The sequence below is a fragment of the Candidatus Saccharimonadales bacterium genome (assembly GCA_036388415.1).
Classification (GTDB): Bacteria; Patescibacteriota; Saccharimonadia; order Saccharimonadales; family UBA4665; genus UBA4665.
The window spans coordinates 511,293-534,700 of sequence record DASVRW010000002.1; the positions used below are offsets into that span (position 1 = coordinate 511,293).

Genomic DNA, 23,408 nt, shown 5'->3' on the forward strand with positions numbered 1-23,408 from the left:
ACTACCCACTCCACACAAAGTTTATAGTTTGTATTTTATAACAATAAACTATACATTACTTTATAACATCTTACGTGCGACTCCATGAAACCTGATTTTAGTTCATTATCAAGTGGTATATACACACCTACAGGCGCCAGCTTATTCGTGATAGCGTCATGCAGTACGCCCACGCATACCGAAGATTACAGTACCGCGGTGACTGCACCATTTAAACTTATATAAAGTAAAGTTGCGGATACTGTTATTTGATGCTATAAATATTACACAAACATAATTACGAGTTAGGAATATGTCGTGAAAAAACGTTTTGAACGAACCGGTGCAATTGTTGCCTTGACAAGTCCTTTACTTGGCATAAGCGCCTGTAGTGCGTTAACATCTGAATCACCAGATCCGCAAGTAACTGCTACAGCAACAATAACACCACCTGAGACGTCTAAGTCTGATCTTCCACGAACCACAGAATCGGGGCAAGCCCTTCACGACACTAGACACGTGGATTACGGAATTGAAACACAATGGACTTTGAGTGCGAAACACATCGGTAAAATCGTACATACTCATGGCTCATTTAATCCAGGAAAAGTTACAACTTATGAGGACATTGCCTGTATCGAAGAGGGCGGCATAGCCGCTACTGTAAAAACAAATAAGGACACTGAACCTTTGTCATTCGAGTTTGGAAATAAAAATGATACTCATTCTTATTATTCTCAAGTTTCTGATTTTTGTGAAAATGGAGTTTTACAGCCGTTAAACATCGACACGCTCACAGATTTTCGGCAGGTTTTAGATCAAGCCGAGTCATATGCTCATAGCGATGAAGCCGTAAACCAATAGAAACTGGCTATTTCTTCAGCATGCGCTTCAGGAACTGGCCGGTGTGACTATCGGTTACTTTAGCAACCTGCTCCGGCGTGCCTTCAGCCATGACACGGCCGCCTCCCGAGCCGCCTTCCGGTCCCATATCTATCAGCCAGTCGGCGTTCTTAATGACGTCAAGGTTATGTTCGATAATAACCATGCTGTTACCGCTATCGACAAGGGCGTGCAGCATATGCAGCAGTTTGTCGACATCGGCCATATGCAGCCCTGTGGTTGGTTCATCAAGAATGTAGAGCGTCTTTCCGGTCGGGCGCCGGGATAGTTCTGTCGACAGTTTGATACGCTGTGCCTCACCTCCGGACAAAGTTGTCGCCGACTGACCAAGCCCGATATATCCAAGCCCGACGTCAACCAGCGTCTGAAGCTTACGGGAAATCGACGGGATGTTTTCGAAGAATTGTAACGCCTGCTCGCAGGTCATCTCCAGGATGTCGCTAATTGTTTTACCCTTGAAATGGATCTCAAGCGCTTCGCGGTTATAGCGTTTGCCATGACAGACTTCGCAAGGCACATAGACATCGGGTAGAAAATGCATTTCAATTTTGATGATACCGTCGCCCGAACAGTGTTCGCAGCGACCACCTTTGACATTAAAGCTAAACCGGCCGGCGGCATAGCCGCGCAGTTTTGCTTCGGGCGTTTGCGCAAACAGCTCACGAATCGGTGTAAAGAGGCCGGTGTATGTTGCCGGGTTGGAACGTGGCGTCCGTCCGATCGGCGACTGATCGATGATGATCGCCTTGTCGAGCAGCTTGATACCTTCAATATCATCATGACGACCAGGCACTGTGTTGGCGCGGTGCAGCCGAGCCAACAGTTCTTTGGCGAGGATATCATTAATCAGGCTTGATTTACCAGAACCGGACACGCCACTGACAACCACCATCTTGCCGAGTGGTATCGTCACGTCGACATTCTGCAAGTTGTTTTCCCGGGCATTTTTGATCACCAGCCGCAGGCCATTGCCTGCCCGGCGCTTCTTCGGCGTGGCTATTTCCTTTTTGCCTGACAGATACTGCCCAGTAATGCTCTTGGCGTTTTTCATAACTTCGGCCGGCGTACCAGCCGCAACAACATGGCCACCATGAATACCGGCACCAGGCCCAATATCAAGTAAGTAATCTGCCGTACGGATTGTATCTTCATCGTGCTCCACGACGATCACCGTATTGCCAAGATCGCGCAGATGATGCAGCGTCTTGATCAGGCGGTCATTATCACGCTGGTGCAGTCCAATACTCGGTTCATCAAGCACATAGAGTACGCCCTGTAGTCCGGAGCCAATCTGCGTTGCCAGGCGGATGCGCTGCGCCTCACCGCCGGATAACGTCGTCGCACTACGAAGCAACGTAAGGTAGTTTAGGCCAACATCCTTTAAGAATTTCAATCGGGCGTGTATTTCTTTGAGAATTTGTTCTGCAATATGGCGCTCAGCGTCACTCAGGCTAACTTCATCAAACCAGCCCAGGGCATCATCGATTGACAGTGTACAAATATCCATAATCGAGCGGCCATGAATTGTAACAGCCAATACTTCAGGACGCAGACGCATGCCCTTGCATTTGTAACATGGGCGTTCTTGCATGAAACGCTCAATGTCACGACGAATAAAGTCGCTGTCTGTTTCCTTGTGCCGGCGTTCGAGATTTGGCACAACGCCTTCGTACGTCGTATTGAATGACCGGCCAGCGCCCAAGCGGACTTTGTAGGTTTCAGTGCCAGTACCATACAGAATTTTTTCGAGATTTTCCTTGCTGAGTTCGCCTGTTGGCACGTGCAGACTAAAGCCGTAGCGTTCAGCAACTGCCTGCAGCTTTTTCATATACCAGTTATCGACGTTGATGCGGTTGTAGGGCCGGATGGCGCCTTCGGCAATCGTCAGTTTGCCATTCGGCAAGACGAGTTCCGGATCAACTTCCATGCGCGAGCCAAGCCCAGTGCAGACCGGGCAAGCACCGTGCGGTGAGTTAAAACTGAACGTCCGCGGTTCGAGCTCTGGTATGTGTACATCCGGGTGGTCGACACAGGCATACATCAGACTATAGCTAAATTCTTCCTGAGTGTCAGCATTGACGACGCCCAGACGGCCCTCGGCTACGTCGAGCGCCTGCTCGACTGATTGCGTCAAACGAGTTCGGCTATCGGTGTTGTTGACGAGACGGTCAACTACAACGTCAATGGTGTGCTTGCGGGCTTTGTCGAGTTCCGGAAATTCATCAAGTGCGTACACCACGCCGTCCACGCGGACGCGGGCAAAGCCAGCCCGTGTATACTGCTCCGGAACGTGCTCGAAGGCGCCCTTTTTGTCGACAATGATGGGAGCCAAGATCATCAGGCGGGCATCAGCCGGCAGCGCACTGACTTGGTCAACAATGGCATTGGTTGTCTGACGGGCGACCGGCTTGCCACAGACCGGGCAATGCGGTACGCCGACACGGGCATACAACAGACGTAAATAATCATAAATTTCTGTGACCGTCGCGACGGTAGAGCGCGGGTTACGGCTGGTCGACTTCTGGTCGATCGATATCGCCGGACTGAGCCCATCTATCTGATCAACATCGGGCTTCTCCATCAATCCCAAAAATTGGCGGGCATATGAGCTGAGCGACTCGACGTAGCGGCGTTGCCCTTCAGCGTAAATGGTATCAAAAGCCAGGCTCGATTTACCAGAACCTGACAACCCCGTAATCACGACCAGCTTCTCCCGAGGAATCGTTACACTGATATCCTTGAGATTATGCTCCCGTGCCCCGCTAACAACAATATTGTTACTCATATAGCCGTGCCATTATAGCCGAAAACAAGAAGATTTTCTAGTCTAATCAATAACCACGCTTGAGTAATATGCGTTATGGCTTTGATACGCTACGCACAATAGGACTGCCCATGGTAACCATAACGGGGGCAAGCCTACAGAGCCCTTCGATAATACGAGTATATTGGACGTCTGTTACATCTCCCGGAAATCGAGCGAAAGGGGCGACGATCTGAGACAGATCTGACGGATATGCAATCCGAGGGCTGTCGCGCTCAAGCCGGATCGTGACTGCTCGTGACTGCTCACTGAGCACGCGGTAAGGTACTTTCGACGGATCAGGGAACAGTCCCACAACGTGATCACGGCCACGTTCTCCAACGACGCCAACAGTACATGAGACTCGCGTGTGAACCGGATCTACGCTATGAGTAAGGCTTATGTCTTCAAACTGTTGACTCAGTCCAGCAAATTTTCTACTCGCTCGTCGTCGCTCCCCGGTTTCAGGATCCCGTATAGTATCATAGCGGGTAACCGTCTTTGCTCCGAGTTGAGACATTGTACGACCAATAGCAAATCTTGACGCAAGATGACCGGGCACTCCTCGCGAGACAACGACCATTGTCAAATCATTAGGCGCACATACTTCGAGTAACGGATCTGCGATTGGTGAAATGTCATGAATGGGCTCATGGAGTTCATCTTGCCATTCATCAGAAACATCAAATCCATATCGAGCGAGCGATGTTGCGTGTTGCGTGTCATCACCAAGAATTCGACGCCCGACTTCACGTGCTTGAGTCAAAAACCGCCTTCCATCCGATATCGGTCTGTCGACCTGAATATAGGCGTACTCTCGTGGATTTGGTGTTGTCATGTAATTTGCAACATTATGCACGATATTGTAACACTAACTAACTTGAATCTGAAAACCTCTACCCTATCGTGGCAACCTGCGGGGGCCCCAAAATTATTTTATCCCTCAAGATAAAAAATTTTAGGGGCGGACAGGTTGACGAAGCTAATGGGTAGGTTTTGAGATTCAGGTTAACTATTGGTGTTTGCTCAATATTGCTTTCGGTGCACCGAAATCCATGACCGGTGATAGTTGTACTTGATATTTCAAAGCACTTGGAAGTCCTTTATTACCAAAGTGTTCCTCAGGAGTAAAAATGGTAGCATGCGGTTCCCATCCATCTTTTTCTAACCTGGAGGTATCCACGCGTTCACTGACTCGAAGATGACGTACCATAGCATCTCGCTCTTCGTATAGATCCGGGTTAGTCGACAAGTCCAAGGCATATCCTGGACCATACATGCCAACACCGCGAACTTTGTAGGTTGCAGCTACAAATGGAAGATCAGCGGATTTGACGGATACAGGCTGAGTCTGTAATTCAGTTATTGATTCGGTATCCGCATCGGGGCCGTATTGATCTCTCAATTGGTTTTGGTTTGGGACATATCTGATTTCTTGCCACGAGCGAGCTTGACTATGTGTATCATGTCTAGGCATGTCATGAGCAATCCGCATATCACGGAGCTGCTCAGCATTAGCGGTCATCTGAGCACTCCGCATCAGGTCATATAATCCGCTTGCGATTTTGCGCTGCAAATCAACCGTCTTTGCCCTAGATGCGTATAATTTAGGGTATTTGTCCTCAAGCATCATGTTCATAGCTTTCGCAGGTATAAACACAATTGCGATTGATCCAAGTGACCGGGCAGTGCCGCTCCCATAATTCCTTCTACCGACATCATCCAGGTATTCGTGCCAGTCAGGCGCTATGCGAGACTCTGGTTCAGCCTGACGGACAATCCGGAGTTCTGGCCAGGGACCTCTAATTTCTGCAGGTGCAGTTCTGCTGCTTCTTGCCTTGTCAACAATAACGAACTCGTTACCTGGGCGACTTCCTTTGGCCACAATGGACTCCTCTGTCATAATGCTCATGCTAATATGAGCTAATAACTCTCAGCATACGACTATTGTTGTATCGTGTACACTGATCTATTGTAGTAAAATCGTCAACCGGCGCTCTTCGGTAACTAGTAACTTTACTAGAGATGGCGTACACTAATGGAAATGTCACAGGAAATATCTAAAAAGTTTAAACGCATTGGCACCGATATCGCCGGCTACGCCCTGGTACTCCTCGGTATCGCATCCGGCTGGCTGCCTGGCCCGGGCGGTATTCCGCTCGTGTTGGCTGGTCTTGGCCTACTATCAATCAATAATGAATGGGCGCGCCGGCTGCGTGACTACCTTATCAAACACGGTGGTAAATTTGTCGAAAAGCTATTTCCAAAAAATCCGCATGTTCAGGCACTGTACGATTTTATTACCGTAGCGTTGCTGGCGCTGGTGGCATGGCTGGCCTGGCGGCATGCGGCACTGTGGCAAATCAGCCTGGCAACGGCCCTGTTCTTTATCGCGCTGCTGATAGCCGGCATGAACCGCGACCGCATAACTCGTATAAAGCAGCGCGTTAAGGGCTAGCGTCCTGATCGGTGTCCATGATCGGCATAATCGATTCGCCGTATAGGTGTAGCTCCTCGAGTGCATAACGCTGGTTTTCAGTCAGGCCATCCTGGCGGGCCAATTCGTCAATCCGCTGAAAATATTTTGCCAAACGGCTTTTCTGTGCCCCGTCGATGAGACGCTGCTTGCAAAACTCGTCCCAAGCCTGCCGCTCGTCCGGCCCGAGCAGCTGCGGAAAGTTACGGGCCTTGTACAGCGGCAGGAGTGCCTGCAACCGCTTGTCACGCAGCTCGACATGAAGATCCGTAAAGGCGGCAGCCGTGTCAGCACGCCGAATTGCGCTCATTGCGTCTTTGTCCGGCTTTGAAAAGAAATCACCGTCGTATAGTTGCCCGTCTACGGCCTGCACGTCCCCGACTGGCACGTCGCTATGATGATACGGCCGAGCTGCCTCAACCCGCTCAATCGCTTCAATAACCCGTGCCACAAAGTCAGTTTGCCCGCTGAGTGCATTGACGTGCTTCTGTACCGTTGCAAGCGGTAATTTCAGACGGTCCTGCACTGATGTATCCGACAATATGCCGATTGGCGCAATCGCTGGACAGCGGTTATAACGCATGATTTTGACTGGGAGTTTGACATGTTCCGGGTCTCGGCTGAATTCATAGCATTTCACCAGCTCATCGACTGACATATCCATAAACTGTGCCGGATCCGCCCGCAGATCGTAGACGTAGCCGTAGGCTTGCCCCACGTGGTGCGCCAACAACTTTACAGCGGTAGTATGCGTATACTCTACTGAATACCGGCCAGAGGTGTACAGGAACGGCTGTTTGCCCTGTACGAAGCTATTGAGGTGCTCTTTGCACTTTTTCTTGCCGCGGCAATCCAATAAATAATCGAAGAGACCTTTCTGCTTGTCCCGGATTAATCTGGCCACCGCTATCGACGCCGTGACGTCGCTCATGGCATCATGCGCCTGCTCGTGCTCAATGCCGTTGAGCTTCGTCAGCAACTCCAGGCGGTTAGTCGGCTTGCCGTCAGCATAAAACGGCCATTCGATGCCTTCCGGTCGCAGCGCACGGGTCATCCGGATGACATCAAGCAAATCCCAGCGCGAACACTCATCACACCACTGCCATTCGTAGGCATCATAGAAATTGCGGTAATGCAGATAGCGCATAAACTCATCGTCGAACCGTACCGTATTAAAGCCGAGGAATATTGTCCCCGGCTGCACGACTTCGTCGTAAAATATTTTTAAAAATTCAGCTTCAGTCACGCCGTCCGCGATCGTTGACTGCGGCGTGATACCCGTCACCATGATGGCATCCGGCTCCGGCACGATGTCAGGTGTCAGTTTGATGAGCACATTTACCGGCTCACCAATCGGGTTGAGTTCCATATCAGTCCGCTGCCCGGCAAACTGCATAATGCGGGCATCGCGCGGATTCAGGCCCGACGTCTCAAGATCATAAAAGAAAAAACTGGCAGCCATACGTAGTTTCCAGTTTAGCAGACTTGTGGAGAATTGGACGTTCTAATTGCAATTCAGGTCGAAAGGTTCTGGTCAAAAGCGACTGATAGGAGGCAGGCCGATATCGTCGGCGATTTGATACATGCCGTCTATCCATGTATTAGAATCAAATGGCTCAAGTGGCTCAATTTCTTTTATTGCAGTATGTCCTACTAACGAAGCAACGATTACGCGACGGGCGACCTCGCATGCGTGATCAGGATGCACAACACGATCATGTTTATTAACAATAACAATGTCATTTTTTCCATTTTTGACTTCTTCATGGGATAAATGCCATGTATTTCCAATTGGATTATATACGACTTCAACAGTAGTTCTACCCAAATCAGCTACACTACTCGTGTAACGAGAACTCATTAAAGGTCGAGGCCGTTCGATGGGATCAGGTTTCCAATCAGCTGATCGTCGTTGTTTAATTACAGGTGTCGAAATTCGAAGTGCGGCGTACACGACATCGGTACGGATTTGTGCAGATTCTTCAATCTGTTGCAGTACTGGGTCGGGATCGCTGAGCAATCTTACATCGGGCTTAGCCAATCCCATCAAATCTCCATTAAAATCGTAAATTGCCATTGATCAATTATACAACATTATGAAATTTGTCAATATTATGATTGAAAATATATTATTGAATGAACTGTACACTTATAAATTAAAATTCGACGATATAGAATACAAACAATTCGTAGCCATATCACTAACAATATCGTTTGAAGGCATGCTATTACTACGTCTTACGCTTATAAATAGCATTGAAAATTCCGCGAATAGTCGGCGGCTGAGGAAGATCAAATTCCTCTACAATACTCAGCTTGCCTCTGCTTTCAATAAGTGGATTCAAGGTTTGTTGCCATTCATCTAAATTCTTTGGAAATTGTGTTTCGGTTTTGATTACGCCATCATTACCAAGAAATCCGTTGGAATAAGTTGTGAGAGTACCGCGGGTCCTGTATGTAGTGTCAGAAATTATTAAGACTTCCACGTCATTACATGTAAAATTACGGAACTTTTCTGTCGTGTTCTGTACTACTTTCATTTCAGCCGAAATAGCATTATCAGTCGGCACAATAAGATCAATTACCTTGACTTTTTTTGCAGGGTAGGATTGCGTTGCCTGAAACCGAGCAACACCATCTTCAATTAAATCACACTTCCAGTCACCAAATCTTTCGCGATTTGTGACGGCTGTATAGAGGTCAGCAACTTCAGTTCTCATAGCGACTAGTCTATCTCGGTCAGCAGTCACTTCAATGAGTTGGCCTGACAATTCAGCCTCATCAGGGTCTTCGCCGCCATAATGATACATTTCTTTGCTCATAAAGTTTATTATACACCTTATGTCAACAAAAGTCAATGCGCTTATGCTAGTAGGTTATCGAGTAGGCGCTGCCGATGCGGATAACCTGGCCCGGCTCGATACCCTGACGAATAAGGGCGTGCATGATGCCCATTTTCTTCATAATGTCACGCAGGCGCTGGATGGCTTCTTCGTTGTCGTATTCGGTGCGGGCAGCAAAGCGTTCGATTTTGGGGCCAGTTACCTGGAAGCCGCCTTCAATCGGCGTAACACTCCATGGAATACTGTCTGCCGCTGACAATCGAAGCGTCGGGATGTCATCTTCTGGCGCTACTTCTTGAACAATGCTGCGGCGCGTCGTAACGACGGCGTGCACTGCGTACAAGAACTCCTTAAGGCCGGTACCGGCGACTGCCGAGATAGCATACACTGGTGTGCTAGGAGGAGCAACTTCTTGCAGCTGTTTGGTTAGGTCGGCAATTATTTCGGCGTCAAGCCCGTCGATTTTGTTCAGTACAACAATCTGCGGGCGGGCGCTGAGATCAATTTCATAGGCAGCCAGCTCGTCTTGAATAGTGGTGTATGCTGCTGCGACATCGTCATTGTAGGCTTCGATCAGATGCACGATAACTGCGGTTCGTTCGATATGACGTAGGAACTCGTGGCCCAGGCCCTTGCCTTCGGCTGCACCCTCGATGAGTCCAGGAATATCCGCAAAGAGTAAGCTCGACCCTTTATCGATATCGACCACACCAAGATTGGGACGAAGCGTTGTAAACGGATAATCGGCAATTTCTGGACGGGCATTGCTGATACGGCTCAGGAGCGTCGATTTGCCAGCATTCGGCAGACCAACCAAGCCAACGTCGGCGATCATCTTGAGTTCCAGCATTGCTTCCAGCTCTTCGCCTGGCTCGCCCTTTTCGGCAAATGCCGGGGTTTGGCGACGCGAACTAACAAAGTGGGCATTACCAAATCCACCCTTACCGCCTTTGGCGATGATGGCTTCCTGACCGTCTTCGATGAGATCAGCCAATACTTCCGTACCGTCGGCATTCATGACTATTGTGCCAACGGGCACGTTGACGATTAGGCTTTTGCCGTTGCGGCCATGCTTTTTGTTGGTACCGCCTGGCATACCAGGATCTGCCTGCAATTCGCGCTGATAGCGGAAGGCGGCCAGCGTATTGTGATTACGGCTGGCCATGAATACAACGTTGCCACCATGGCCAGCATCGCCGCCATCCGGGCCGCCTTTATCGATGAACTTCTCCTGACGGAAGCTCATTTTGCCATTGCCACCATCACCGGCTTTGATTAACACCTTTGTCTTGTCTATAAAATTCATACTGCCTCAGTATAGCAGGGTGTAGGCACTGCCAAGCGGAAATTTTTATTATCAGCGCTGTTTCGGGATAGAATTACTGGTAAATATAGTTTTCAAATTTGGCCGCACTGACGAAATCAGGGGTTGAACCGACACGGCCCCAGCCAGACAATCCATTCATATCCGAGTATTTAATCATGGTACCATCTGCCGAGACATCGGTGACGATGGCGACGTGGCCTTCTGCACCGCGGTTCGTCTGACCGATGGCACCGACGCGCGGCACCGAGCTGACTGTCCAGCCACTGATGGCGGCACCGTTATCCCAGGTGTTGGCATTACCCCAGTTTGATGGCACGGCGACACGACCAGCAACATACCAGGTACAGTAACCATAGGCGTAGGCATTGTTGCCATAAATTGGCGCGGTACCGAAAGCGAATCCGCCAGCGTTTGAGGCTGCCGTACGGACTGGCGCGATGACTGGTGCGGCGATGCTGCCGCCAGGAATAATAATGCGTTCACCGACCTTAAGCGGTGTTAATTCGACGTCGTTGAAGGCGGTAATTTCATCTTTGCTCGCCTTATACTTTGTTGCTAAGCTTTCGGGGGTATCACCGGCTTTGACGGTGTAGACGATACCAGACACGCCTTCAGGTGGTATGGACAAGGTCTGACCAACGGTCACGACAGAGCCGGACAGATTGTTGGACCACTTGATACTGTCTGAGGTAACGTTGAATTTTGCTGCGATAATCGCCACATTGTCACCAGCAACTGCAACATACGTCTTAATGTCTTTTTTGCTCTTGAGCGCCGTGCTGACGACTTGCGGTTTGGAGACGATACTGGCAGTAGCCGGCGCAATGGTCAGTTCGATATTGACTGATGCGGCCTGGTTGGCGACGGCAGTAACTTCGGACATTGCACTCATACTGGCAACATTGAATGCGATATCAGCTGATGATACCTGGTCAAGCGGATTCGCGACAGACTTAGGTGAGCTCGCGGCTAGGGCCGACGAGCGTAAGGTGTTAGTACTGTCAGCATTTGCCTGGTGACCAGCCACCACAAAGCTAATAACGCCGAGCAGTAATACGACGTTGAGACCAACAAGTCCGTAGCGGATAGCTTGGCGTCGAAAAGACTTCCGACGAAGCGTTTTATGGACCTTTTGGTCGAGCTTGCGGTAGGTTTCAGTTGATTGCACGGCTTCAAGCGGCAGATGTGAGGTAACCGATTGCAGATGTGAGTTGCTTATACAAATCTCCTCAGTATTGAGCCGGCAGCAGAAATCTGACACTGGCTCGTATACTATGGCTATTAAAGCTGATATTTGGTGTAATACTAATGAAATGTAGCTTTGCTACCCCTGTAGTATACCAAATATGTTGCAATTATCAACCTTTTTACGGTTATGTTTACAAATTACAGAGTTTATTGCAATACTGTTTGATGAGCGCGTTGTGCTCTTCAAATGTCTTTGAAAAATAGGTATTGCCGTCATCACCGGCTACAAAATACAGCCAGTCGGTATCAGCCGGGCGAGCAATCGCATTGAGCGAACTCTCGGATACATTACTGATCGGACCAGGTGGCAAACCCTTATACATCAGTGTGTTGTACGGAGAATCGTACGTCAGTGAAGGTTTTTGTCCGGCAATGACCGAACCGTAGAACGCCGTCACGTCAGACCCGAGTGGCATATCGACCTCAATTCGCTTCAGGAATACTTGTGCTGCTTGAGCCCGGTCGGTATTTCGAGACACTTCTTGTTCGACAATCGATGCCAGCGTAACGGCCTGAAAGGTGTTTAAGCCTTTTTTGGCGTAGGCAGCCCGCAGGTCTGGCGTTAATTTGGCGGCCATTTCGGACAACGACTGCTCCACAATCAGCTTCGGGTCAGTCGAAGCGCTCTTTTGGTATGAATCCGGATACAAGAAACCCTCGAGCGAAGCACCGGCCGGTTTATCGGTTAGCGCAGCATTGCCGGCATAGGCGGCCGGATCGAGCGCAGCATCAACGGCCGCCGGATCAAATTTGGCTTTGACGAAGGCGTCGCGAATTTGCGACAGGCGCGCGCCAGGCAGGATGGTCACCAGGTCTACTGCAACCTTGCCGTCAGCAATCTGCCGCGCAATATCACGAGCACTCTGCGAAGGAGAGAATTTATAGGTACCGGCTTGCAGCTGCGTGCCGAGCGAGTGGTTGCGAACATAGCGTTCAAAGGCCCAGACCTGCCGGATAAGGCCGGCCTGCTTCAGATCATTGGCAATCGTCGGGACGGTAGCGTCAGACTCTACAGTTATGACTTTCTCGTCTTTTGAACTGCTGACGGGCTGCAGATTGACGTCGTAGATATGTCGTACGACAATCACGCCCGCAATCAGTAGCACTAATAATGCCAGCGCCGTGTATAACAACCGCTTCGGCCAGTGCCGGACTCTCGAGTACATTGAATATTCAGCCATGATGCTCCTTTGATTGTTCGATCAAAAAATCTTCGAGTATGTACGTTGCCGCTAGTGCATCGATGTCGCCTTTGGCGTGTGCATACGGTTTACGTGCGTTGCCTCGGCTGCGGATCTCGGCTTCAGCGCGAGCAGAGGTCAGCGCCTCGTCCGTCCAGTATACCGGAATCGGCGCGTTGCCGCTTGCGAGACGCTGTTGTAATTCGTCTCCAAATGCCTGTGTCTGTGCCGTCTGTGCCGTATCCTGGCCTTGCATGCCGCGTGGCAAACCGATCACTACCCAAGCAACATCCTCTTGGCGCACTAGTTCGCATATATCATCAACGAAACGGTCTGGCTGCTCAAGTGTAGTTAAGGGTCTTGCGAAGCGAACACCGAGGTTGGCAACAGCCACACCAATCCGCTGTGTGCCGACATCAAGCGCCATCCCGCTCCGCTGGTGATCGTTACTGATTTGATCCATTAGTCGTGCGGGCTGGTTGAGCTGACTTTTCTATAATAATTTCGACTTTACTGGCGTTCTTTGGAACGGATGAAATCCAAAATGGGCTGTATTTGACTGTAGCATCACTGACACCTGGGATGGATTTCGCAACAGATTTCACATCACCGGTTTTCTTGCCCGCTAACTGGCTGGCGAGCCTATCAGTCTTGATGTCCGGGCCTGCAAGTGAGGTAGCGCTGAGCGTCACTCCAAGCGGACCAGCCGTGTTCGGGGTATTGATCTCGTATTTGGCGGTGTCAAAGCCATCTTTGAGGATTTCCTGCTTGCTCGTGTCAATCTGTTCGCGGACATGGGCAGCGATAATCTTTTTGATATCGGCAGACTTTGCGCCGTACATGGTATAGGTCGTCGATTGCGATACGGTAACCGTATCGGCTTGATCACCGACGGCAGCACTCGGCGTAACCGTCGGTTCACCGGCTTTGAGACTTGCAGCGATCGCCGTATAGCCTGCGGCGGATAATTTTTTAGCTAAGTCATCTTCGGCAGTATTACTGTCTTTTTCCTGACCGGCAATCTTCTGCTTGGCACTATCGATATCTGCCTGGGCAACGACTTTTACGATGTTGTCGGTGCCACCAGACATCGGATCGCTTGAACCGCCACTGACATTCGAATAACCAGCCACTGTAAAGGGGCTGGGCGGGAGATTATAACCCGCACCTGCTTTTTGAGCTACGACGCTAACCCCTGCAGTTGATACATCTTTGAAATCAGTATTGCGACATTTACCAGCAATCTTCACGCTTTCCATCGTGGCACTTGATTGCGTTATAAAGGTTTGACCACCCGAGCTGACACCGGTACCCGCGGGTACGGTCACCGAATCCACATCACAATTGAGAAGCGTTAATGTCACCTCACCTGTTGCCTTCGTACCGTTATTCTTTTCACCGCTGGTACTGACTTGCTGGGAGCCAGTTTGCTGCTTGGTTTCTATACGAGCGGGCAGCGTGTCTGTTTCGAGGTCAACCTCCTTCACGGACGGGTCAAGCGTTAGGCTGGCCTTAGTCAGTACATCGCTACTGTTAGTCTTGAGCGTGATCGTGGCTTTGGCGAGCGCAATATTGCCATATATAAATCCGCCGATAAGCAGGACAAATACGGCGACTCCGGCGATCAGCAGTGTACGGAATTTATTGAAGTTCGGTATTTTGAGTTTCTTGTTTTTACCCTTGACGGCCGCGGTTGCAGCGGCGCTACCGGATACAGCTGCGGCGCTGGCGCCAAGTTTTGCACTGTCTTCGTCGTCATTCATCTGTATGGTTTCTGGTTCTTCCGGTGGCAGTCCTGCCAAAACGCCGATTGGCTTGTCTGCTGCGGCGTCGGCGCTAAAATCTTCGACGTCGCTTACCATATCATCACCGTTATTCATTGCCATGTCACCGCCAAGAGAAGCCGGCACGACGGGTATTGCCGGCTTAGACTGCAGGCTACTGGCTACGTGGAGACCGACAACGCCAGCCAACGGCAGCAGCCCAGACTCTGAAGTAATCAGGACGACATGTTTTTTGGCATTGTCAGCGGATCGCTTGAGTAGTTTCATGTTAACAACACTCTGCAGAACGGCGGCGCGCTTTGGTAATACTAAAGCAACGATACGCTGCGGTGAATTTTGCAGTTTTTCAACGATTGATGTTATCTCATCATCGACATCAATGTAGACGGTGTCTTTTTTGATTTCCCTCGACGAGGAGGGCGATGAGGATGATGATGCGGGTAATACGGCCATAATGCTAATTTCTCTTGGTTATTATTACGTTTGAAGAATGCGGTCAATCTTTTCTTTGACAGAGTTACCTGATGCTCCGGCGTAGTGCAACGTATCGAGACCGACGCGGAGCAAGCCCATGGCAGTAATGAAAGTATGGTCGGAAACATTGCCGGTTCGATCGGTAATGCCGACAACCTGGCTTGGGCTGATGTGCTGGACGACCGGCTTGCGGGTAAATGGCAAACTGCGGTACCAATCGGTTTTCTGCAGTGCGTCCATGAGCATATCGAGGCTTGAACCACCACCGCAGAGCAGTAAGCGGTGTGGCAGGTGGTCGAGCTGCGGAAATTCAGCCAGCGCCAGCTCGACACCGCTAGTCCAGACATTTAACGTCTTTTGCAGACTAGCTTCAACGGCTTTGATCTTGGCTGGCGGCAAACTGCTTCGAACATCAGCGGAAGCCATCGCTAGCTTGAGTTTTTCAGCAATATCGAAATCTACACCGAGGTCGCGTTCGATTGATCGAGTATACGCCCGCCCGCCGATACCGAACATCTTCGTGCCTTGCACACCGCCTTCATTGATAACAGCAATATCCGTGGTACCGCCACCGACGTCCATGAGCACTGCACTGAATCCGGTGTTTGATTCATCACCGATAACCGAGCGGGCGACTGCGAACGGTTCGGCCGCGACTGCCAACAGATCGATATCCAGCTCGCTGGCAACACGCTCTAATGCGCCGATATGAATCATCGGTGCAAAAGCGGTGTAGAGCTGCACGACGACGTCACTGCCCTGAAACCCAATCGGGTTTGTGACTGGATAGCCGTCGATTTCAATACTGACAAGCGCGCTGTTCACCAAGCGGACCTCGACATCCTTGCCGCCAAGTTCCCAAGCCATTTGCGTGCGAGCTTTGGATTCAGCACGCTCCTGCACGAGCTTGATGATCTTTTCCATTTCGGCAATATCAAGCGGCTTTGTCGCTAGCTTGCGCGTGACGCGGACTGTGGTTGTCGTCCCCTTGACGAGTTCTCCTGCGATACCGATAACGGCACTGCGTACGCTGACGCCGGCTTGCTGTTCTGCTTTGTTGAGCGCTTCGTCACAGTTTCGCACTACGCCCGCAATATCAGAGACTGCCCCTGCTTGCATATCTGACAGCGATTGATGCTGGCGGCCAACACCAATGATATCAATCTGGCTGGAGTCTGCGGAGACTTTGCCGATCAAGGCTTTGACGTATTCGGTACCTATATCAAGTGCGACGATATACTGCTCATCGCTCGAGCTATTGCTGGTTTTGCGATTTTTAAGAGAAGCGTTGGCCTTGCCCGCGCTTTCCCTGGCTTTGTCGGCTGCTTTGCCAGCGGCTGACAGCCCGAGTTGTTTCATCTTTTGCAAATCAAGCATATGCATTATTTTATCACATCCAGCAGTTCAAGTATTTGATTGAGACGTCGTATTTTGCATTTCGGCATAGTTATTGCGCATTTGCACCAATAATGATCAGTATATCAGCGTCCGGACGGTTTTCGCCTGCCGGCAGTTGCGCTACTTCTCCGCCGATTAGCTCCGCTGTACGCTTGGCTACATCTGGGCGATTACCCGCTATATCGATGACAAGTGTTTTGGGGTAGTCTCGCTTATTGGAGGTGTCCCGCGACACAATGGTAAATCCAGCCGCCTGATTGAGCTTGTCGCTGACCGAAGAAGGCACATTTTTGCTCGAGCCATTGCGTACGAACACCTCGGCCGCCGGCTGTGCAAGTGGGCCCATATTGACAATTTGCCTCGTCGACGGCCGATAGACGATAGCTTGCCCTGATTGAAAATAGAGTAATACCTTGTCGCCATCAGCCGCGTTTGCTAGAAATGTCTGATTTATTTTCTTCTTATCAACGACTGTTGTGATAGTGGGCGTTTCGCCCTGCGGTAGGACGGCTCGCTCGGCAACTTCAGCTACAAGCGCTTTGTTGGCAGCAGATGTCGTATCGTCTGTACTGCGGGCTTGATACGCCCAGACGAGTCCGAGTACACCGACGAGCAGCACGAAACTGGCGACAATCAGACGGGTACGGGTTACTTTAAGAATTTTGTGTTTCTGTAATGGCGGCTGTACTCGTGATGATTCTAGGGTATCAGTTTCGGAATGACTTTGGGATTGTTTGGGTTTGTCATGCAGAGGTCGAGAAGCATTATCTGTTGATTTATTTAGTCCTACAAACAAATCGTCCGTCGTATCATTCGAATCAATAGATTTACTATCACCCGATACGGGCTTTGCCTGTACCGCAGCAGTACTTCCTGTATATATGCCGGGAACTGTAGTAGATGAATCTAGCTCGGTCTCCGGGGCGGCATTGTTGATGTCAAGTTGTTGGCTATCAATTGAGGCCGCTTGCTCAGCATCATGCGAAGTAACTAATTCAACTTCTGGCGCTGTTTTCGAAGCCGGCGGCATTAGAGGAGCGACAGTTGGCATTGAGGTAGATTTATATGATGAATTATCCAGAGATTGGACACTCGTTGCATCCGATTGTTTTCTCCGCGTGGATTTTTTGAAATTTGATTTTGGATTTTTTACCATTGTGCTATTCCTGCCATTATGACTTAGGTTTTAGTAATTCGATAAATGCCTTCCAGGATGCATCATCAAGCTGGCGGTCGGTATGAATAAACAATAAAACCTGCGTATCACCAAATACTGCCAGCTGAGTTTTGTCTTCGTTAGTAGCAATATAGATAGGACCTTTGCCAGTATCGATGCGCTGCTTGGCGTTTATGCTGTCGGCAGCAGCTGTAATTGCCTTGGGGTCATTTGCAAACCGTGCCGGTACCGGCTGTTGGCTAACTGTGAGGCGTACACCACTAAAGGTAGCCGCGTAACTGAGCATATTGCGCTTGCCGTCATACTGTGTTGCACTGGCCTGCTCGGCAGACGGCATTAACGGCTTAAAATCAGGTTCTGTTCGTTCGGCGGCAGCTACTTTGCCTGAATCAGGTGTAGTTGTATCTTGAGCCATGCGTATAGTGAATCCGACAACGAACACGGCAACCAGCGTTAGGCCGATGGCGAGCGGACGGCGCAGCCGGAAAAACTTTGGTAGTTTTGGTAATTTGGCAGCTATCTTTGGATGAAGACGCGGTGCAGCAACGTTAACGGTAACCGATACACCCATTCGGGACGGCCTGGCTGGCTGCATGCGCCGCTCAGAATGCGACAAGCGAACAGCGCGCGGAGGTCTTGGATTTCGTTTTGATTTTTTACTGGCTGGTTTCTTGATTTTTGGGCGCGCGCTGACAGATTTACGCTGGTTAGTCGCATCAATTTCAACACTCTTCAACTTCGTGCTTTCCATTATTACCCTCTCGCCATATCTGTCAGCTTAGCATAAGCGTGCACTGTGCTTCAACCCGGCAATTGAACTGTTGGCGTTTCGTCGCTTTAAAAAGTACTGCTTACGGGATCGGTGTATCCAGCGGCTGCTGGACGCCGCCAGTAAACGTCTTGCCGTGTATCAAACGCTTGGACGGGTCACTGGTAAAGAATAGCGACAAGTCATTGATCGTCGGGCCACGAGACACATCTTCCGGATAGCCAAATGCCTGCGAACTGTCGATAGACACGCTGAGGTAGTAATAGCGGGCAAAATTCGTATTAGTGCCGACACTGTCGACTGGTGTGTATGTCGCAGGCGTGCCAAGCGTTACCGTACCGTAATCGGTCGTTTGGCCCCATGCTGCCGTCGCGTCGGTGCTGGAACGATAGGTAAACTTCCAACGGGCACCAACATCATTATCGAGGCCGTTCATCAGCCATTTTGATGGGAATACATCGGTATCGGTGTCGATAAGTAACGAGTATTTGGCGACCTGTGGCTGCGATTGCAATGTCGAATAGTAAGCTCGTTCACCGGCCGCCACCATTGCCGTACAGCCACCCCCAAGGATATAGGCTCGGCCTTGGTCGTAGGCTGCTGCTACGCCGTAGCGGGCACCGGCATATTTGACATTGGTTTGTGACCAATCGCCAAGGCCAGTTGGGTTATTGCCGGATGCGATAGTGGTATTGGCACTGATCGGCGCAATATAGGTATTAGTCGTACAGGTCGTCGCATTTGACCGGCCTCCGAACAAATACATATATCCGTTGGCCGTAAAACCATCTGCCTGGTAGACGCGCTGCGGCAGACTCGTCGTATAGCTCCAGGCACCGACTGCACCAGTAGAGCTGATTTTGGCATACTGGACATCATTCAGATAATTCGTACCGTCGAAACCACCAAGTACATAGAGATTTCCAGCATATGCCATTGTTGTATGGCCAGATCGTGCAATATTAAAGGCCGTATCTGTCGTTACCCAGGCTGAGCTGATGTTTCCACCGGCACTCATGTCTGGACTACGATAGACTGTTGTTTGCGCGGCATTGGCGCCATCAAGTCCGCCCGTTACATAGATACGATTATTCCAGACTGAAGCACCGATCTGACTGCGTACTGCAGGCAATCCATTAGTCGCAGCAGTAATACTCCATGTCGGAACGCCGTTACTGATACCGGAAGTATAGTAAACAGTGGCCTGTTCGGCGCCACCACTATCCTGTCCGCCCACATAGTACAAGGTGCCACCTGCCGCCACGAGCTTGCCCCATGCCCGAACGGCCGGCATGGTACTGGCGGCTAATGTCCAGGCGCCAACAGTACCGTCGGGGTTTAGCGGTGCGTAATAGGTGCTATTACTAGCTGTCGTGCAAGCGATAACTGTACAGCCACCACTGTAGTAGACGTAGCCATTCAGCACCGTAGCACTACCTCCGATTCTGTCTACACCAGTTGTGCTTGTCGTATTATATGCAGTTGGAGAACCAGAATAGTTGTTATAGAGCTGGAAAGTCTGAATCGATGCAGTCATTGCAGTACAGCTGGCCGGAGGGGCTCCTGTACTACAACCGCCAATGGCATACACATAACCGTTCGCTACAATTGCTCGCAGATCCCATCTGGTAGTCACAGTTACATTTGAAGTATTGAACGGCTCAATACTTCCATTGCTTACGTTAATCTTGGCATACAACAAATCGTTTAACGACGCGGTACCGTTGTACCCAGCAAGTGCATAAAGATATCCGTTGTAACCGAATGCAAATCCGCGCCTCCGAACTGGATTAAGCTGTTCGGAGGAAACGGTCCATATTGTACCGGTCACCGCAACAATATTATTAGAGTTATCGATTTTAGCATAAATAATTTCCCCGCGCTGCGGTGTATTAGCATCAGAGCCACCGACTAAATAAACATAGTTTGCATATACTGCGCCTGCCATCAATCCCAACCCCTGATTGCCGGCTACACCAGGATCGGCATCGACCTGCAGCTGGCCAGCAGTGCTACATCCCGAGACACTCCCGGCAATCGTGATATTACATTTATAATTCTCCGTGTAATACGCACTACAACCAACGCCCGCATTACTAGAGCAGCCTCCCATAATATACATATTTCCAGGGTTCGTACCGGCTGATGCAGGATTAGCGCGGGTAAACATATAACTATAGCCGCGTCCGGTTGTAGACAAACCCGTTGCTGCGGCAGTCTGCGGAGTCCACGCGCCACTTAAACTGCCGTCCGCATTTAAAGCCACGTAGCTCAGCGTCGTTTCGAATGTTCCAGTGCCGTCTGTACCTCCGTAGACATACAATGTATTATTAAACACGCTGAACGCCATCGTACCTAGTCCCGACGTATAGATAACATAGTTCTGATTTGCAACAGCCTGAGTCGTAGTAACAGTAAGTGACGTGTTATTGTTACGAGCGGTAATAGTACCTCTACTGCCGTTTGCAAAAACTATATTCATTCCTACCATAGCTGCTGTCCACGTCGTACCGTTACCAGTTATATTCGTACCGGCGATTGTACAGTTATTTGCGGCATTGCCTTGACAAGCAGTACCCGTAGAATAAAACTGGTTTGGAACTTTGTTGGTACTATCGACACACCATGTGCCACTCGAAAAAGTGCCGCTACAGCTAGCAGGAGCGACGATTGTACCATCTGAAGCAATTGCGGCATAGGATACGTTTCCACTCATTGCGGAGGCGCCGCCATTTGCCGTACATTCATTGGTTTGCGAAATATCCGTACAACCGCCTATGACATATATATAGCCATTATTAACAACTACGCCGGAGTTCATTTGGCCACCTTGTCCTGCACCGCTCCCTGCTGGTGGAATATTACAGGTATTTAGCGATGCACTACCCGTTGCAAAGCCACTGCATGGATTGCCCGCGACTACACCAGCACTATAGGGCTGGGAACTGTTCACCGTACTAGCGTCACCGTCACCATTTATTACACCGTACTGTATTGCCGGAGCTGTTGTCGAACATGCACCAGTGGTAGTGTTTTGAGCAGTACAGCCACCAATCCCATACAATGTGTTACGCCACGCCAGGAGACCGTAGCCTATCCGCGGTGCAGTGACGCCGATGATATCGGACCAGTCCGTCAGGCTACCATCGGCATTAATACTGGCCAGCTGAATTGTATTGCCACCGGTGATCCCAGCAGCCGAACAGTTGCCAGTCGTCAGTGAGGTACAGCCACCACCAACATAAATATAGCCGCCCCAAATGGTACTCATATTACCGCCCCAGGCCATGCGGGCCGTCGTAAATGGTGTGGTCGTTACCCACGAACTGGCTAGCGTGCCGTCGCTGGAAATTTTGATATATTGCACACTGTTCTGAAGCGTACCGTTACTATTACCACCGATGGCATACATACGGTCGTTGTATATCTGTACGCTATGATTATGCCGCACACTCGGCATAACTGTCATTCCGGCTATAGACCAACTGCTAAGTGTTCCGATTGGATTTATATCAGCAACTTCGACAGTATTAACACCACCGGAATTTGCATTGGTTTGACCACCTAGGAGATACATGCGGTTATTGTACGCGACCGCTGCCGAATAGCTACGTTCGGACGTTAGCGACGCCGCCGTGTGCCAGTACACCCAGTTGTTCTGATTTGTGTCAGTCGGATGCCATAAGGCGGGCTCACCAGATTGGCCGAGCTTGGCAATGTAGACGCTATTACTGCGGGCGCCAGCGCCATCAACGCCGCCAAAGGCGTAGAGATAGCCATTGTACGCCACGACTGACAGGCCGGCGCGGGCTGCTGGCAGATTGTACGCCGTATCGGTACACCAGCTGGCACAGGCTCCGTTGCCAGGATTTGGTGCGACAATCGCATTTGTCGAGGTATCGAACTTGGCCCAATACACATTTGATTGGTTGACGCTTCCACTACTGCCACCGACGACGTAGGCATAGCCCCCGGCAACAGCGCTCCCAAAATTCCAGCGGGCAGCCGGTAGTGTCAGGCCGGTTGTCCAGGCGTCGAAGCGCGCACCAGTTAACTTACCCTTTTGGATAAGTTCATTGCTGGTATCGAAGTCGACATTTGTTTCATTGTTTCCGCGCATCAGCTTAGTGGCAGTCTCGACATAAACACTGGGGTCAATTGACAGTGGGTATGTCGCTTGCTTGAGCCGGTCAGCGTGCATGGTCAAAACATTCTTCTCGAGACTAAACCAGGCTTTGGCGCCACTCGATTTGCTTCCGGATTCACGTATAAAGGGCGCCGGTATGGTAAAGAGCAGATTGTTTTTTTCGCCATTAGTGCGCGCCTTGCTGAGCAGTTCCTGATCCTGTGCTGTTCCCGTCGTAACATTACCGAGTAAGCTGTTTGATACGCCGTACACCCCGAGTGAGCCATCCTGCTCGAGACGAGCTTCGGTACCATCACTAAGAACGAGGTCATAGGCAAATTTTAAAGCATCTCCGGCATATGCGTTCAGCACGATGTCTTCTTTGTATCCATCTCCCTTGAAGGTGTAGATATTTTGGCCTGGTTTGCCAAGTAACGGGTATACCAACCGGTTGTCGTCCTGAACAGGCGTGGCCATAGCAAATTTTGGTTTCATCGTCAGTGATGCCTGGCTGACTGGATCAATAATCGTTGAGCCCAGTTCAGGTTTGGCGCTAAAATTAGCTGAGAATTTTGGTCCACCACCAAGCCCGGTTACGCCGCTGGCACCGTCGCCCGGTTTGTACCCCTTGTTGTACTCATAGCTTTGGCTGGCAGCATCGTATCTGAGGCTGGCAGCATAGGCACTGTTGGCACGGCCAACCAGTTTTTCGGCTTTAGGCGACAGCTTATAATCCTGTGCCGAAACACGGGCTTCGAACACTTGCATGTACACTGTCGCACTCATCAGAAGCGCCATCATTCCCCATCCGAGTCGAGCCAGAACAGGATAGCGTCGTACACCTGGCAAATAGCTGACCGCCCAAATAATTTTGGTGCGTAGCCGCTGCTGAAGTTGTTGCAAGTGTATGTTCATACTCA

General features: G+C 50.3%; 17 protein-coding genes. 2 read left to right on the top strand and 15 right to left on the bottom strand.

The annotated features are described in order from the left end of the window. Window positions 1–297: 297 nt before the first annotated feature. The gene (locus tag VF575_02855) at window positions 298–843 is read left to right on the top strand and encodes a hypothetical protein (GenBank protein HEX8182517.1); all 546 of its coding nucleotides are present in this window, start codon (window positions 298–300) and stop codon (window positions 841–843) included. A gap of 7 nt (window positions 844–850) precedes the next feature. On the opposite strand, the gene uvrA is transcribed toward VF575_02855, so the two are convergent. The 3 genes from uvrA to VF575_02870 form a co-directional block, all read right to left on the bottom strand. Next, window positions 851–3,667: an excinuclease ABC subunit UvrA gene (uvrA, locus tag VF575_02860; protein ID HEX8182518.1), complete on the bottom strand. Its 2,817-nt coding sequence runs from the start codon at window positions 3,665–3,667 to the stop codon at window positions 851–853. A gap of 73 nt (window positions 3,668–3,740) precedes the next feature. Next, on the bottom strand, window positions 3,741–4,523 hold the full coding sequence (locus tag VF575_02865) for a hypothetical protein (protein ID HEX8182519.1): 783 nt from the start codon (window positions 4,521–4,523) through the stop codon (window positions 3,741–3,743). 174 nt (window positions 4,524–4,697) lie between these two features. Next, window positions 4,698–5,570, bottom strand: a complete 873-nt coding sequence (locus VF575_02870; GenBank protein HEX8182520.1) for a hypothetical protein — start codon at window positions 5,568–5,570, stop codon at window positions 4,698–4,700. Between the two features lie 159 nt (window positions 5,571–5,729). Here VF575_02870 and VF575_02875 point away from each other — a divergent pair, with 159 nt between their 5' ends. Next, on the top strand, window positions 5,730–6,143 hold the full coding sequence (locus VF575_02875; GenBank protein HEX8182521.1) for a PGPGW domain-containing protein: 414 nt from the start codon (window positions 5,730–5,732) through the stop codon (window positions 6,141–6,143). Here the strand turns inward: VF575_02875 and sbcB are convergent. From sbcB to VF575_02935, 12 genes are all read right to left on the bottom strand, one after another. Then, the gene (gene sbcB / locus VF575_02880; GenBank protein HEX8182522.1) at window positions 6,133–7,623 is read right to left on the bottom strand and encodes an exodeoxyribonuclease I; all 1,491 of its coding nucleotides are present in this window, start codon (window positions 7,621–7,623) and stop codon (window positions 6,133–6,135) included. The two genes, VF575_02875 and sbcB, sit on opposite strands and share 11 nt — an antisense overlap. 72 nt (window positions 7,624–7,695) lie before the next feature. Next, entirely contained in the window at window positions 7,696–8,238 is a 543-nt protein-coding gene (locus tag VF575_02885) for a hypothetical protein (protein ID HEX8182523.1), read from the bottom strand. Window positions 8,239–8,392: 154 nt separating this feature from the next. Further along, window positions 8,393–8,983 (bottom strand): hypothetical protein, encoded by a 591-nt coding sequence (locus VF575_02890; GenBank protein HEX8182524.1) that lies wholly within the window; start codon window positions 8,981–8,983, stop codon window positions 8,393–8,395. 46 nt (window positions 8,984–9,029) lie between these two features. Further along, window positions 9,030–10,310: a GTPase ObgE gene (obgE, locus tag VF575_02895; protein ID HEX8182525.1), complete on the bottom strand. Its 1,281-nt coding sequence runs from the start codon at window positions 10,308–10,310 to the stop codon at window positions 9,030–9,032. 73 nt (window positions 10,311–10,383) lie between these two features. After that, a complete protein-coding gene (locus VF575_02900; GenBank protein ID HEX8182526.1) occupies window positions 10,384–11,592 on the bottom strand; it encodes a LysM peptidoglycan-binding domain-containing protein in 1,209 nt (402 codons plus the stop codon). A gap of 118 nt (window positions 11,593–11,710) precedes the next feature. Further along, entirely contained in the window at window positions 11,711–12,760 is a 1,050-nt protein-coding gene (mltG, locus tag VF575_02905) for an endolytic transglycosylase MltG (GenBank protein HEX8182527.1), read from the bottom strand. Then, on the bottom strand, window positions 12,753–13,223 hold the full coding sequence (ruvX, locus tag VF575_02910; protein HEX8182528.1) for a Holliday junction resolvase RuvX: 471 nt from the start codon (window positions 13,221–13,223) through the stop codon (window positions 12,753–12,755). Before ruvX ends, mltG begins: the two co-directional genes overlap by 8 nt. Then, window positions 13,207–14,997 carry a hypothetical protein gene (locus VF575_02915; protein HEX8182529.1) on the bottom strand — a complete coding sequence of 597 codons (1,791 nt, stop codon included), beginning with the start codon at window positions 14,995–14,997 and terminating at the stop codon, window positions 13,207–13,209. The genes ruvX and VF575_02915 overlap by 17 nt, the downstream gene beginning before the upstream one ends. A 24-nt stretch (window positions 14,998–15,021) precedes the next feature. Next, window positions 15,022–16,395 carry a cell division FtsA domain-containing protein gene (locus VF575_02920; protein ID HEX8182530.1) on the bottom strand — a complete coding sequence of 458 codons (1,374 nt, stop codon included), beginning with the start codon at window positions 16,393–16,395 and terminating at the stop codon, window positions 15,022–15,024. A 70-nt stretch (window positions 16,396–16,465) separates the two neighbouring features. Next, window positions 16,466–17,572 carry a LytR C-terminal domain-containing protein gene (locus VF575_02925; protein ID HEX8182531.1) on the bottom strand — a complete coding sequence of 369 codons (1,107 nt, stop codon included), beginning with the start codon at window positions 17,570–17,572 and terminating at the stop codon, window positions 16,466–16,468. A 16-nt stretch (window positions 17,573–17,588) separates the two neighbouring features. Beyond that, window positions 17,589–18,344: a hypothetical protein gene (locus VF575_02930; GenBank protein HEX8182532.1), complete on the bottom strand. Its 756-nt coding sequence runs from the start codon at window positions 18,342–18,344 to the stop codon at window positions 17,589–17,591. Between the two features lie 100 nt (window positions 18,345–18,444). Beyond that, window positions 18,445–23,403, bottom strand: a complete 4,959-nt coding sequence (locus VF575_02935; protein HEX8182533.1) for a hypothetical protein — start codon at window positions 23,401–23,403, stop codon at window positions 18,445–18,447. Window positions 23,404–23,408: the final 5 nt, after the last annotated feature.